A 13,506-nucleotide genomic window follows, 5' to 3' on the forward strand; every position below is an offset into this window, starting at 1 on the left:
CTAAACCCTCCCTTTGCCCAAAGTAATTTCAATACAATGAGCAACTATTGCATCTGCTATTTGTGCCTTTGTCTGATAGGTCAGGTACGACTTATCCCTGAAAATCAGATGCCCTGTATGACTGTCATTGGTAATCCGGCTCATATCATTTGCCAGTACCATTTCACAACTGTTTCTCTCAAGCAGGCCGTAACCAATATCTATTAACTCCTCTTCAGTTACATTGCTCAAAAGCTTAAAGCCTACAAGTGTTGTTTTCGGCTGAATTTTTTTAATAACTCCAATAATTTTAGGAGTCTTCTTCAGACTGATTATAAGGTCGTTTATATCTGAACTAAGCTTATTTTCGTTATTAATTGCTGAATTACTGAATACATAGTCGGTTATGTTTGTAGCAAGGTCTTTTGGATGCAGAGCTGCGATTTTTTCCGGGTTCTCCAGAATATAGCTTTCTATGGATTTGCAAATACTGTCCTTAGTTGAAACGCAATCAACACCATAGTCGCTTACAGCCATGGAATGAACCACTATATCAACCTTGCGGCTGGCAAGGATTTCTTCCAGTGCAGATGCAAGCTGTGCTACACTTTCTATCCTTATTATACTTACTTTATCTGATGAAGGTACAACTGCACTTTGTCCGCAGACATAGTAAATCTTTTCTATAGAAATGTTTTTGCAATTCAAAAAAGCCTCTGCTATTGTAGTCCCTAATCGTCCGGTGGAATTGTTCGAAATAGCTCTTACGTCATCGATTTTTTCTGTTGTTCCACCCGCTGTAATCAACACAACCAATCCGTTCACATCCTCACTATTTACTCTCTTTTTGTGTACTTGTTGAGTATACTTTAACATTTATAATGCCTTATTTCAATGGCGGCAGTATAACATAAAAAGGCAAAAGGCAGAAGAACGCCTTCTTACAGCTTTCATCTGCCTTTTGCCTGGTGATTTAATTTATTAAGCTCATTATTCAGAGAATAAAGGTGTTGAAAGATATCTCTCACCGGTATCGGGAAGTAGTACTACGATATTCTTACCTGCATTTTCGGGACGTTTTGCAAGCTCGGTTGCAGCCCAAAGTGCCGCACCTGATGAAATACCTACCAAAAGGCCTTCTGCTTTGGAAAGTTCTCTTCCGGCTGCAAAAGCATCATCGTTTTCAACTGCAATTATTTCATCATATATCTTAGTATTCAAGGTATCCGGAACAAAACCGGCACCTATGCCCTGTATCTTGTGGGGGCCTGCAGTTCCTTTGGAAAGAACAGGGGAGCTTGCAGGTTCAACTGCAACTACTTTTACATTTGGATTCTGTGACTTCAGGTATTCACCGGTTCCGGTGATTGTTCCGCCGGTACCTATTCCGGCAACAAATATATCAACTTTTCCGTCTGTGTCTTCCCAGATTTCAGGGCCCGTAGTAGCCTTGTGAACCGCAGGGTTTGCCGGATTCACAAACTGACCGGGAATAAAGCTGTTGGGAGTTGATGCTGCCAGTTCCTCAGCCTTTGCAATTGCACCCTTCATACCCTTTGTACCTTCGGTTAATACAAGCTCGGCACCATATGCCTTTAAGAGATTTCTGCGTTCTATACTCATTGTTTCGGGCATGGTAAGAATTATTTTATATCCTCTTGCAGCAGCAACAGATGCGAGTCCGATTCCTGTATTTCCACTGGTAGGCTCGATTATTACAGAACCTTCCTTTAAAATGCCCTTTGCCTCGGCATCATCAATCATAGCCTTTGCTATTCTATCCTTAACGCTTCCTGCCGGATTAAAATATTCCAGTTTTGCAATAACAGTTGCTTTTAAGTCGTGTGTTTTTTCGTAGTTTGACAGTTCCAGAAGAGGGGTTTTTCCAATTAGGTCAGTAAGACTTTTATATATTTTTGCCATGTTTAATACACTCCTTTTATATTATTTTAATGTAATTATCCGTGAGTTATGCATATAGGAAATGAGTATGTATATTTCATATATTTCCTATATAATTAGTATGTATTCATTATATTCCTCGTATATGCAAATGTCAATATTTTTTGAATTAATAATAATATCTTTCATATATGTTTAGTATGATATTGACTTTAATTTTCTAACAATGTAAGATTAAAGGAATTAATTTAAGTGTAAAGGAGGTTATTTATGAACTATAACTTTGACGAAGTAATTGACAGGAAAAATACTAATTCAGTAAAGCACGACTTTCATGGGAGAAACGGAATGCCTGATGATGCCATACCCTTATGGGTTGCAGATATGGATTTCAGAACACCTGCCCCTGTCATAGAGGCTCTTGTAAAATCAGGTGAACACGGTATTTTTGGGTACTCCGAAACAAGGGAGGATTATTTTCTGACCCTCCAGAAGTGGTTTGTGGACAACTATGATTGGGAAATACACCCGTCATGGCTTGTTAAAACACCGGGCGTTGTTTTTGCAATTGCCATGGCCGTCAGGGCATTAACCGGCAAAGGGGATGCGGTTATGATTCAGAGACCCGTGTATTATCCTTTTTCACATGTAATAATTGATAATGAACGAACTCTTATAAATAATCCTCTTATATATAATGGCGGAACCTATTCCATGGATTTTGAAGATTTTGAGTCAAAAATAATAGTGAACGGTGTCAAATTGTTTATTCTGTGCAACCCCCATAACCCGGTAGGCAGGGTATGGACAAAAGAGGAACTTATAAGGCTGGGAGACATATGCCTTAAGCATGGTGTTACAGTTGTAGCTGATGAAATTCACGCAGACTTTATTTACAACGGCTACAAGCATAAGGTTTTTGCAAACATAAAGCCTGAATTCGCCGATATAACCATTACCTGTACAGCTCCCAGCAAGACCTTTAACCTTGCAGGACTGCAAGTATCTAATATCATAATAAGTAACAGGGAACTTAAAGGAGCAATAAAGAGTGAAATTAACAAGACCGGACACGGTCAGATTAATACTATGGGGATTGCTGCCTGTAAAGCAGCCTATGAGCATGGTCATGAATGGCTGCAACAGCTAAAGGTTTATCTGGCAGGAAACCTGTCTTTTGTCAGAAACTTTCTTGCCGAAAGACTTCCACGGGTAAAGCTTGTGGAGCCTCAGGGAACTTATCTGATATGGCTGGATTTTAAGGAATTGGGTTTAACTGAAGCAGAGCTTGAAAAACTTATAGTAAGTGATGCAAAGCTGTGGCTTGACGGCGGGGCAATGTTCGGGGAAGAGGGAAAAGGCTTTCAAAGGATAAATATTGCTTGCCCCAGAGAGATACTGGAAAAGGCTTTTTTACAGCTTGAAGCCGCTGTAAACCGACTATAATAGATATATATTTTTTTGCAGAAGAGGTGGAGTAAGTATGAGTACAATTACAAGGGAAAAAGCGTGGGAGCTGCTTACAGAGTATAATAAGGATACTTTTCATTTGAAGCACGCACAGGTGGTGGAAGGTGTAATGAGATATTTTGCAAGGCAGCTGGGTTATTCGCAGGAAGAGGATTTCTGGGGAGTCGTGGGTTTACTGCATGATCTGGATTTTGAGCAATATCCTGAGGAACACTGTATAAAGCAGCAGGAAATCATGAAGGAAAGAGGAATAGACCCGAGAATTATTCGTGCTACAGCAAGTCACGGCTATGCACTCACAGTAGATATCAGGCCGGAACATCAAATGGAAAAGGTTCTTTATGCAGTAGATGAACTTACCGGACTGATTGGCGCAGTTGCTCTTATGAGACCTTCAAAAAGTGTTTCAGACCTTGAGGTAAAATCAGTTAAGAAAAAATATAAGACATCCAATTTTGCAGCCGGATGTTCCAGAGAGGTTATAGAACGTGGGGCTGAATTACTGGGTTGGGAACTGGATTACCTGATACAGCAGACTATTCTTGCCATGCGTGAATGTGAAGTGGTGGATTAAAACAGCATGCATACTTGAAAACCGGAATAAATATATATATAATAGAAAATAATATATTAAAATATCAAAAAACAGCGATTATAAAAGCTATGATTTATTTATTTCTCTAGAGAGCCGGTGGGTGGTGAAAATCGGTGAAAGCATAAATCTATCCACTTTTGGAGCTGTCGATGATGAATCGAGAGATTGGTACCCTTTATAGTACTTATGTCGAGAGGTCGGTAATTTATATACCGGCAATTTGGGTGGCAACGCGGATACCTTCCGTCCCAGTATTATTTGGGACAGAAGGTTTTTTTGATTTTATTTAATTCGTTTTAAACTAAAATATTTAATACAGGAGGAACAAGGATGTTAGATTTAAGATTTGTCAGAGAGAATCCCGAGATTGTAAAACAAAATATAAGGAATAAATTTCAGGATAGAAAGCTTGGTTTAGTTGATGAGGTTATTGATCTGGATTCTGAGCTGAGAAGCGCAAAGCAGGAGGCGGAAACGTTAAGAGCCAACAGAAACAAGATTTCAAAGCAGATTGGCGGACTTATGGCTCAGGGGAAGAAGGCTGAGGCAGAGGAAATGAAGCAGCAGGTTACAGCTCAATCTGAACGTCTCGCAGAGTTGGAAGTAAAAGAGAATGAGCTTGAAGAGAAGGTGAAAAACATTCTCATGTCCATTCCTAATATAATTGATCCAAGTGTTCCCATAGGAAAGGATGACAGCGAGAACGTGGAGGTTCAACGTTACGGTGAGCCAGTAGTACCCGACTTTGAGATTCCTTATCACACTGAAATTATGGAAAAGTTAAAGGGAATTGATTTGGATAGTGCCAGAAAGGTTGCAGGTAATGGCTTCTACTATCTGATGGGGGATATTGCAAGACTTCATTCCGCTGTAATTTCATATGCCAGAGATTTTATGATAGACCGTGGCTTCACTTACTGCATACCTCCTTTCATGATACGAAGCGAGGTTGTAACAGGAGTTATGAGCTTTGCTGAAATGGAAGCTATGATGTACAAAATAGAGGGTGAAGATTTGTTCCTAATTGGAACAAGTGAACACTCCATGATAGGTAAGTTTATAGACACCATAATCCCCGAAGCTTCACTGCCTCACACTCTTACCAGCTATTCACCCTGCTTCAGAAAGGAAAAGGGAGCTCACGGTATAGAGGAGAGAGGAGTTTACAGAATACACCAGTTTGAAAAGCAGGAAATGGTTGTTGTCTGTAAGGCTGAGGACAGCATGATGTGGTACGATAAAATGTGGCAGAACACAGTAGATTTATTCCGGTCTCTGGATATTCCAGTTAGAACTCTGGAGTGTTGTTCAGGAGATCTTGCTGATTTGAAGGTTAAATCAGTGGATATAGAAGCGTGGTCACCAAGACAAAAGAAATATTTCGAGGTCGGAAGCTGTTCAAACCTTGGTGATGCTCAGGCGCGCCGCTTGAAAATCCGTGTTGACGGTGAAAATGGAAAATACTTTGCTCACACACTGAATAATACTGTTGTTGCTCCTCCGAGAATGCTTATTGCATTTCTGGAAAATAACCTTAATGCTGACGGTTCGGTAAATATACCGACGGCATTGCAGCCTTACATGGGCGGTAAAACGGTAATTAAATAAAAATGGGCTGTTGCTTAACTTGTACTCAGAGTATAAATTGTATCAATGGAAGCTTCGAAGCAATCATTGATACAATTTTATACGGGAGTACAGGTGTTAAGCAGTCCATTTAAACTTAATTTAATGTATTAGCCCTGCTTATAAACAATGGATACTTTATCACTTCTTAAAAAATCATAAGGGAAAACAGCTTTTCCTCCATTTCCATCCAAATCAACTCCGCTTTTGAAATAACAATCCCAAACAAACTGTGAACAATAGTATTTATCTATCTTTGTTTTCTGGAACATATTGCTGAAATAGCTGAATGGAGTACCGATTCTGGTATGTCCGTATGCAATTGCGTCTGCTATAATTTTTGAATCAATCTTTGGACGTACAACAAGGATTTTTTTGTACCTAGTTCTCCAGTCATTTTCACGGTTCCCTATGCCATCCTGAAAAAGTTCAAGAACTTTTGTAGGGTCAGAATCTACAAATGCGGCATGTGTGGTAAGGGAACCCATAGTAATCGCATTGATATCACTGTTAGTTTTATCAAAGACTGTAATGAGGATATCTCCCGGTTTTCCAACTGACTTGTCTGTAGAATTATACAAATCCATGTCCTTTTCTACAGTTAGGTTGTTCCAGTTTTTTTCTATGTATGCCTGAAAGCTTAATGTATCAATTATTTCTTTATAAATTGACTCTGCTTCAATCGCATTTGTCTTTGATTTATCAACATAAGATTGAATTCCCGGGTCAATTTTAATATCAAATGCATAAACATTTGTACCAATAACATTTGCGAAAATTAATGCTGAACAAAGCAGCGACGAAATTAGTTTTTTCTTCATAATAGACCTCCTATAATAATAAAAATTAAATGTAAATAAGCTCACCTGCTGCCTTTTTGCTGCCATTTAACTTAAGAATTTCATCAACTCCTTTCTTGTACCCTCCTGATTCTCGCAGTGACTTACCTATTTTTTCACTGTTTACTTTGTAGGACTTGTCTGAAAGAATCTTGGTAACGGAATCTTTTAAAAGCGCAGGAGATACTTTATCTTTTTCAATTACTATGCCTGCACCCAGTTCGGCAACTCTGTATGCTACAACCGGCTGGTCAAAAAAATGAGGTACAACTATCAACGGTACGGAATAATACAATCCTTCATTGGTACTATTCATTCCCCCGTGAGTTATAAAGAGATCCGCATGTTTTAAAATCTCCAGCTGTGGTACATAACTCCTGATAATAAAGTTGTCAGGAATGTTTTTAAAGCTGTCGATATCTATATTCATGCCAACAGACATAATAATTTTTGCATCCATGCCTCTGAAAGCTTCAAAACAGCTTTCATAAAATTCCACAGACTTATTAAAAATAGTGCCGAGAGAAATATAAATTATTTTGCTTTTTTCCTTACTTATCAGTTCAGGCTCCAGTATTTCTTTTCTGTCAGATATTGAAGGACCGATAAATTTATAGCAGTCGTCAAAACTCTCACTATTCATCTGAAAATATCTGGAAGTGTAAACTAAACTAAGGTCGCTTTTCAATTTGTGTATGCTTAATAAATCAGGCACAATTATCCCGTACTTGTCCCTTAAAAAATTAATAGTTGCTGCGAACTCTGGCTTATTAAGAAGCCCTTTTATAACCGGCCCGAACCTTGTAAAAAACTCCGCCAGATAATTTGTTTTATCATTTACTGCAAAAGTCGAATTTGAGCTGATGGCAGGGATTTTTAATATTCTTGCTATTTCTGCCCCTACAAAAAATAATGAGTCATATATAACGTAGTCAAAATTATCCTTAATGCTGAAAACAATCCCAATAATCTTCACATAAACATGAGCTATTTCCATTAACTGAGGTTGAATTTCTGTAGGGCTGATATCACCGTTATTGAATCCAAGTTCGTCAAAATTCTTATATCCAATAAATCTGGCACCTGCATATTCTATTTTGTCCTTAAATTCTTCTCCTGCTATATATGTAACTTTCTCTCCTCTGTCCACCAATTCACTAACTATACTAATGGTGGGGTTTATGTGTCCCTGTCCGAATACATTAATAAATAATACGTGAGACATAACTATCACTCCTTTATTGGAAATAATTTACTATTGAGAATTATATTACCAATTAGTATACTATTTAAATAGACAAAATTGAAAGTTTGTCCAAAAAGTAACAAAGGAGTGATATTAGTGAAATATCAACATAAAAAAACCAGAACCAGAACAGCTATAATTGAGGCCTTCCAGTATTTAATGACAATAATGCCATTTGACAAGATCAGGATACAAAATATCACTGATATAGCGGAAGTAAACCGACATTCCTTTTATAATCACTTTAACGACAAGTATGACCTGCTGTACCAGATAGTAACACAGATGCTTGTAATAGACTATGATGCTGTTGCGGGAGAATCATTAATACAGCAATCAATAAATCAGGTTCCCAGAATCCTTCGTTACTTTGAGGAGAACCGCAAATTCTTCAAAAGTGCTTTTAAGGACGATAAGCAGCAATCATTTAACAATTTTTTTCAAAAGCTGATTTTTGACTGGTTTACTACTATATTGAATAATACGGTTGGCGCGGATAAAGCCCAAAGGGATTCATTTTACATAACTCAGACAAGATTCTATGTTGCAGGCTATAGCCAGCTGCTAATGTATTGGCTGTATAATGAGCCTGACAAGTCCGCAGATGTTCTTGCCGAAGAAATTATTAAAATATTTAAAGGCGCGTTTAATAGCAATTAAGATAAAATTAGTTTTATAACGCTTCTTACTAAATTTTACATCTATCATTCATAAGCCCTCCCCAAGAGGCATATATATACACTGTAGACGATGCCATACAGCTTTTTAGTGAGTTTAAACTTGCTTAAAGGATAATATATCTACGATGCAGTGAATAATGCCTTATCAAAAGGGGGGTATATGGTTGAAGGAGTACATAGAAGAGCGGGTCTTGGAACTCGCAAATTATATCATCGACAAAAGGACAACAGTACGATACGCCGCTAAAAAGTTTGGAATAAGCAAGAGCACCGTCCACAAGGACGTAACCGAACGTTTGGAAAAAATAAATCCTGTACTGATGAATGAAGTGAGGATAATACTCGAGGAAAATAAGGCAGAAAGGCATATACGCGGTGGCGAAGCAACAAAGGCAAAATATCAGGCGAAATAAATTTACATAGAGACGTCAAATCAAGAAAAGCCGGGAGCGAGAGCAACCCGGCTTTTGCATTCAAAAAGGGGAATATGTTAATCTGTATTCCTCTTATTTCAATAAATGTACTGCAATTTATTAAATGATAATAATTGACAGAATATATACTTATTGGTAATATGTAGGAATGTTTTTCTATTACCTAATATTTAATACCAAGGAGGAATTAAAATGAAGAAAAGACTAAAAGTTTTTTGTACAGGTTTGTCTCTGATACTTGCCCTTCAAGCATTACCCGTAAATATACCTGTACTTAAAGATGTAGTAGGTGCAAATCAAGTCAGTGCTGTTACTACAATAGCAAATGGAAGCTTTGAGAGTGGTTCATCGACTACACCGTCTAACTGGACCGCTGATGAATGGACAAGCGGAAGTAATTTTACATGGGAGCAAAGTGCCGGTATAAACGGAAGTAAATGTATCAGTATAACATCAAATTCCTATAATGATGCCAGATGGGTTCAGACAGTTCAGCTTACACCCGGTAAGGCATATTCACTGAGTGCTTATGTAAAAGGTGAAAATATTATTTCTGATGGAGCATCTAACACAGGAGCGAATATTTGCTTAATGGGTGAATGGACGTCAAGTGGTAGTACGGACTCAACAGGAACCTTTGGGTGGAAGAAAGTATACGTTGATTTTGTTGCTCCTCAGAGTGGTAGTGTCCAGATTGGATGCAGACTAGGATTCTATGGAAGCTTAATGAAGGGCAAGGCATATTTTGATAATATTGAAATAACTGAGCTTGAAAGACGTAGTGGCACAAATCTGTATTTGGATCTTGAAAGCAATCAATGGTCAAATTTCACGGGAACAAATGACACTCGTTGGATTGGTCATCTGGATAACGCATATAATAAATATTATGAATTAGTTGGAACAAAACCGTTCAACGGAGCAAATATCGGTATTATGTCCTCTCATATATATCTTGGCTACTGGGCTATAGCGGGAAACCCGATTAACTGGAATCAGCCGTATGTGGCAGAGGAAATAGGACGCATTAACTTAAATGATGACTGGTCATTCGGGATACTTCACGAAATTGGGCATGATTTTGACCAGGAGAGTTGGAACTGGGATGCAGAGTTCTGGGCTAACACAAAAATGTACTATATACTTGAACAGCTTGGAGGAAAGGTTTGGCAGAATAACATGTACTATGTTGGCTCCCAGTTGGAAAATTACTATAGGACAGATGCATCAGGAAGCTATAATAACTCAATAGCAAGAGGAACTTACAGCGGAGACGGAGTTACATATTGCTTTATCAGAATCAAGAATACAATAGGTTGGGAACCGTTTAAGCAAACATTCAGATACTTTACAAGTTCAGGTGTAAATCCTTCAACCAAGGTTGCAAAATTTGACTTGTTTCTGGACAAATTATCTGAATATTCAGGCTATAATGTCAGATCAACATTTCTGACAGGAGAGTTGGATACTATCAGGAACTATCTCACATCCAATTGATGCGACTGTCAATTGAATTGAGAGGTAAAGGACTTTGGGATTATATCTCAGGGTCCTTTTTCATTACTAATATTAAAATCCATCCAAAGCAATTTGTTTACATAAATATACGGTTAATTGGGTAATCAATTTGTGTTTCACTAATTATTTGAAATGTCAAAAAAGATTTGATGAAATAACAGATGATTTATTGAGATAATCATCGATAACAAGTATTAAATGTAAAATTTGAAATAAAGTATTGAAAATTGTGCTTAAATAGGCTAAAATGAAAGTACGGTGAATACCATCTGATTCTTATCTGTTAAAAAAATGGTTGGTTAGAATTTGTATAGCCATTTGATTATCAATTTTTTACTACAGTTTTATCTGAAGTATTGAAACAAGATTATAACTAAATATGCAGATATAATGGCTCGACGTAAGTTACAGGGACTGTTTCTCTAACAATGAAGTGAGAGAGGCAAAAAAAGGTCCTTTGATTAGTAACTTATCATTATACAATCGGACTGTTATTACACCGAATCATACGGATTTAATTAGAGTCCCACAGGTTTTTGTGGGCGAACCTCATGAGTCCTGTCGCAATTCCAGAATAAAAATATCTGAAAGAGAGGCGAGGTGGTTATAAATAATTAAAGGCAGCAACGCTGTGATGGAAAGAATCGAAAATTTAAGACAGGAGAAAATACTTATATTAGTGTATAAGCAGACTTTAGCCTAAGAACGGGTTTTGACAGGATGCTTATAAAAACAACGAAATTTCGGAGGGGATACTTGTGGTAATCAGAGAGCTGGATTTACCAGGGATTGGGAAAAAATTTGAAATGGAAGTCAACGGTGGAGACAAAATTGTGGTTATAGTTCACGACGATGGCCGCCGGGAGTTGTACCATTTTTATAATGGAGAAGAGGACAGTGCATCTATGGTCAGTATGGAGGATGCAGAAGCAAGGCTGCTGGCAGGTATTATCGGGGGTATGGCATACAGCCCCAAGTCATTGGAAAACATAGAGGTAGTATTAGGCGGTCTGGTTATTGAGTGGTATAAGGTGGAGGACGGCTTCGCATGTATTGGTAAAACCATTACGGAAATGAATATACGCAAGTTAACCGGAATCACCATACTCGCAGTGATTGAAAAAAATTGTGAAAGGAATATCAATCCCGGACCGGACTATCAGTTTACCCATGACTCCACATTAATTGTCATGGGGGAAAGAAAGAACTTGAAAATATTCAAAAATTATATTAGGGATGGGAGGTTATAAATGCAAAATTTAATTTTCGAGATTGGTTTAGCGGTTGCATTAATAGCAGCAATGGGGTTGATATCAAAAAGGCTGCGCTTCTCAGTTATTCCATTTTACATCTTGATTGGGATGGCTGTGGGGCCGCATGCACCGCATTATGGTATATTTGATCTTAGATTTATTGAAAGCTCCCAATTTATTGAGTTTATGGGACGTCTGGGTATTCTTTTTCTTCTTTTTAGTTTGGGTATGGAATTCTCTGTATCAAGGTTTGTCAAATCAGGCAAATCAATATTAACGGGTGGTTTATTCTATATCTTAATCAACTTTTCCACGGGTTTGCTAATGGGATGGATTGGAGGTCTTCCAATAAAAGAAACTCTGGTTATATGCGGTATCATGACCAGTTCCTCAACAGCAATTGTTGCAAAGGTGCTAATGGACCTTAAACGAACGGCTAATAAGGAAACGGAAATAATTATGGGAATGATTATGTTTGATGACTTGTTCATTGCCATACATATTTCTATACTGTCAGGATTACTTTTAAGCGGATCCAATTCTGTATGGGGAATTATTTTCACTGCGGCCACAGCCATAGTATTTATACTGTTTATACTGTTTGCGGGAAAGAGACTGATTAAATATCTTGACAAACTTTTGGATATTAAATCCACAGAGTTATTCTTACTTATAGTAATGGCATTTCTGTTCCTGGTGGCAGGATTTTCAGAATCTTTGCACGTTGCTGAGGCCATAGGTGCATTACTGGTGGGACTGGTATTTGCAGAGTCTGTACATTCAAAAAGAATAGAGCACAATATTCTTCCCTTCAAGGAGTTTTTCGGAGCTGTTTTTTTCTTCAGTTTCGGACTTACAATTGACCCGCTGTCTCTGGGTGGTGCAGTCTGGATGGCAATTATTGCGGCGGTGCTTACAATTATTGGTAATATGGTTTCAGGTATAATAGCGGGGCATACAGCAGGGATTAGCGGAAAGGCCAGGGCAAATATAGGCCTTACGCTGGTATCAAGAGGTGAGTTTTCGATTATCATGGCAAACATGGGCAAAGCCGGAGGACTTATGCCGGTAATCCAATCCTTTGCGGTGTTATATGTGCTTATTTTAGCAATTACCGGCCCGCTAACGGCTAAACAGTCAGCTCCGATTTATAATGGATTACAAAAGATTTTCGGACGCAGGAAGAGGGAAAGGTAGTTATGAAGCTTTTGTAAGGAGGTCTCATGTTATGAATGAAAAAAAATATTCGATTACTAAAAAAGTTGTGAATTATTTATTCATCTTTTTAGGTGCGTTATTGACTGCAGTGGGTGTAGAAATATTTTTTAGTTCACATAATCTGATTGCGGGCGGAATTATAGGAACGGCTGTCATGATAAGTTATATCATGGAAATTCCAATTGGTGCCATAATTGTCTTGCTGAATTTTCCTTTTGTGATATTCGGATATCGCCACAAAGGAAAGAAATTTCTTTTGCCTACTATATTAGCAGCAGCATCCATGATTTTCTGGTTGTCGGTTTTCAGGTCGGTTCAGATGGAACAACAGTATATTCTACAATCTACTATTTTTGGGGGTATATTTCTCGGAATGGGTTTGGGGCTGATTCTGAGATTTGGTGCTCTTGTGGATGGTTTTAAGTGCCGAAGAAAATATTATGAAATGAATGGAATTAATTCTTTCGGTACAATATATATTGCAGTAAATTTATTGATAGTTTCCTTGTCCGGATTGGTTTTCGGGTGGGAACAGGCTATATACTCGCTGATTGCTTATTTTATAGTCTTTAAATCTATTGATGTGACTTTTGACTTGTTAAAACGTGACAGTGTTGTCGCCGGGAGTGAACAAAACGTAAGATAAAGGTAATTCAATAAAAAATCAGAAAAATTATTTTTTTCAGAGGAAAAGGTAATGTGTTTCTCTGAAAAAATCAAATACACAAAAAGCCGGGGTAACCCGG

Annotated in this window: 13 protein-coding genes and 1 other annotated feature; of the genes, 9 read left to right on the forward strand and 4 right to left on the reverse strand. The window is 37.9% G+C overall.

What is annotated here, in order from left to right; translation table 11 throughout:
* The gene (locus L323_RS28905) at positions 1-855 is read right to left on the reverse strand and encodes a phosphopantothenate--cysteine ligase (RefSeq protein ID WP_020815131.1); all 855 of its coding nucleotides are present in this window, start codon (positions 853-855) and stop codon (positions 1-3) included.
* Positions 856-969: 114 nt separating this feature from the next.
* Entirely contained in the window at positions 970-1,902 is a 933-nt protein-coding gene (gene cysK, locus L323_RS28910; protein ID WP_020815132.1) for a cysteine synthase A, read from the reverse strand.
* A 249-nt stretch (positions 1,903-2,151) separates the two neighbouring features.
* Between cysK and L323_RS28915 the strand changes: the two genes are divergently transcribed.
* From L323_RS28915 to serS, 3 genes are all read left to right on the forward strand, one after another.
* Positions 2,152-3,327, forward strand: coding sequence for a MalY/PatB family protein (locus tag L323_RS28915; RefSeq protein ID WP_020815133.1), 1,176 nt, complete (start codon positions 2,152-2,154; stop codon positions 3,325-3,327).
* A 37-nt stretch (positions 3,328-3,364) separates the two neighbouring features.
* Positions 3,365-3,925: a hydrolase gene (locus L323_RS28920; RefSeq protein ID WP_020815134.1), complete on the forward strand. Its 561-nt coding sequence runs from the start codon at positions 3,365-3,367 to the stop codon at positions 3,923-3,925.
* Positions 3,926-3,993: 68 nt separating this feature from the next.
* Positions 3,994-4,200, forward strand: a binding site (T-box leader).
* 76 nt (positions 4,201-4,276) lie between these two features.
* Positions 4,277-5,554, forward strand: a complete 1,278-nt coding sequence (gene serS / locus L323_RS28925; protein WP_020815135.1) for a serine--tRNA ligase — start codon at positions 4,277-4,279, stop codon at positions 5,552-5,554.
* A 128-nt stretch (positions 5,555-5,682) separates the two neighbouring features.
* Here the strand turns inward: serS and L323_RS28930 are convergent, their stop codons facing one another.
* Together L323_RS28930 and L323_RS28935 are read right to left on the reverse strand one after the other, a co-directional pair.
* A complete protein-coding gene (locus L323_RS28930; RefSeq protein WP_020815136.1) occupies positions 5,683-6,393 on the reverse strand; it encodes a YiiX/YebB-like N1pC/P60 family cysteine hydrolase in 711 nt (236 codons plus the stop codon).
* 25 nt (positions 6,394-6,418) lie between these two features.
* The gene (locus tag L323_RS28935; protein ID WP_020815137.1) at positions 6,419-7,636 is read right to left on the reverse strand and encodes a macrolide family glycosyltransferase; all 1,218 of its coding nucleotides are present in this window, start codon (positions 7,634-7,636) and stop codon (positions 6,419-6,421) included.
* Positions 7,637-7,753: 117 nt separating this feature from the next.
* On the opposite strand from L323_RS28935, the gene L323_RS28940 reads away from it, so the two are divergent.
* The 6 genes from L323_RS28940 to L323_RS28965 all read left to right on the forward strand — a co-directional run bounded on the left by L323_RS28940 (position 7,754) and on the right by L323_RS28965 (position 13,406).
* The gene (locus L323_RS28940; protein ID WP_020815138.1) at positions 7,754-8,317 is read left to right on the forward strand and encodes a TetR/AcrR family transcriptional regulator C-terminal domain-containing protein; all 564 of its coding nucleotides are present in this window, start codon (positions 7,754-7,756) and stop codon (positions 8,315-8,317) included.
* Positions 8,318-8,501: 184 nt separating this feature from the next.
* Positions 8,502-8,750 (forward strand): sporulation transcriptional regulator SpoIIID, encoded by a 249-nt coding sequence (spoIIID, locus tag L323_RS28945; RefSeq protein WP_004618537.1) that lies wholly within the window; start codon positions 8,502-8,504, stop codon positions 8,748-8,750.
* A 213-nt stretch (positions 8,751-8,963) separates the two neighbouring features.
* Positions 8,964-10,268 carry a M60 family metallopeptidase gene (locus L323_RS28950; protein WP_020815139.1) on the forward strand — a complete coding sequence of 435 codons (1,305 nt, stop codon included), beginning with the start codon at positions 8,964-8,966 and terminating at the stop codon, positions 10,266-10,268.
* Between the two features lie 779 nt (positions 10,269-11,047).
* Positions 11,048-11,539, forward strand: a complete 492-nt coding sequence (locus tag L323_RS28955) for a cation:proton antiporter regulatory subunit (RefSeq protein WP_020815140.1) — start codon at positions 11,048-11,050, stop codon at positions 11,537-11,539.
* Positions 11,540-12,739 (forward strand): cation:proton antiporter, encoded by a 1,200-nt coding sequence (locus tag L323_RS28960; RefSeq protein ID WP_020815141.1) that lies wholly within the window; start codon positions 11,540-11,542, stop codon positions 12,737-12,739.
* A 31-nt stretch (positions 12,740-12,770) separates the two neighbouring features.
* On the forward strand, positions 12,771-13,406 hold the full coding sequence (locus L323_RS28965) for a YitT family protein (protein ID WP_020815142.1): 636 nt from the start codon (positions 12,771-12,773) through the stop codon (positions 13,404-13,406).
* Positions 13,407-13,506: the final 100 nt, after the last annotated feature.

The sequence above is a fragment of the Ruminiclostridium papyrosolvens C7 genome (assembly GCF_000421965.1).
In the GTDB taxonomy this organism is placed as follows: Bacteria; Bacillota; Clostridia; order Acetivibrionales; family DSM-1351; genus Ruminiclostridium; species Ruminiclostridium papyrosolvens_A.

Coding starts and splice junctions, on each gene's coding strand:
- L323_RS28905 (WP_020815131.1), bottom strand. CDS start 855: ATGTTAAAGTATACTCAACAAGTACACAAAAAGAGAGTAAATAGTGAG.
- cysK (WP_020815132.1), bottom strand. CDS start 1,902: ATGGCAAAAATATATAAAAGTCTTACTGACCTAATTGGAAAAACCCCT.
- L323_RS28915 (WP_020815133.1), top strand. CDS start 2,152: ATGAACTATAACTTTGACGAAGTAATTGACAGGAAAAATACTAATTCA.
- L323_RS28920 (WP_020815134.1), top strand. CDS start 3,365: ATGAGTACAATTACAAGGGAAAAAGCGTGGGAGCTGCTTACAGAGTAT.
- serS (WP_020815135.1), top strand. CDS start 4,277: ATGTTAGATTTAAGATTTGTCAGAGAGAATCCCGAGATTGTAAAACAA.
- L323_RS28930 (WP_020815136.1), bottom strand. CDS start 6,393: ATGAAGAAAAAACTAATTTCGTCGCTGCTTTGTTCAGCATTAATTTTC.
- L323_RS28935 (WP_020815137.1), bottom strand. CDS start 7,636: ATGTCTCACGTATTATTTATTAATGTATTCGGACAGGGACACATAAAC.
- L323_RS28950 (WP_020815139.1), top strand. CDS start 8,964: ATGAAGAAAAGACTAAAAGTTTTTTGTACAGGTTTGTCTCTGATACTT.
- L323_RS28960 (WP_020815141.1), top strand. CDS start 11,540: ATGCAAAATTTAATTTTCGAGATTGGTTTAGCGGTTGCATTAATAGCA.
- L323_RS28965 (WP_020815142.1), top strand. CDS start 12,771: ATGAATGAAAAAAAATATTCGATTACTAAAAAAGTTGTGAATTATTTA.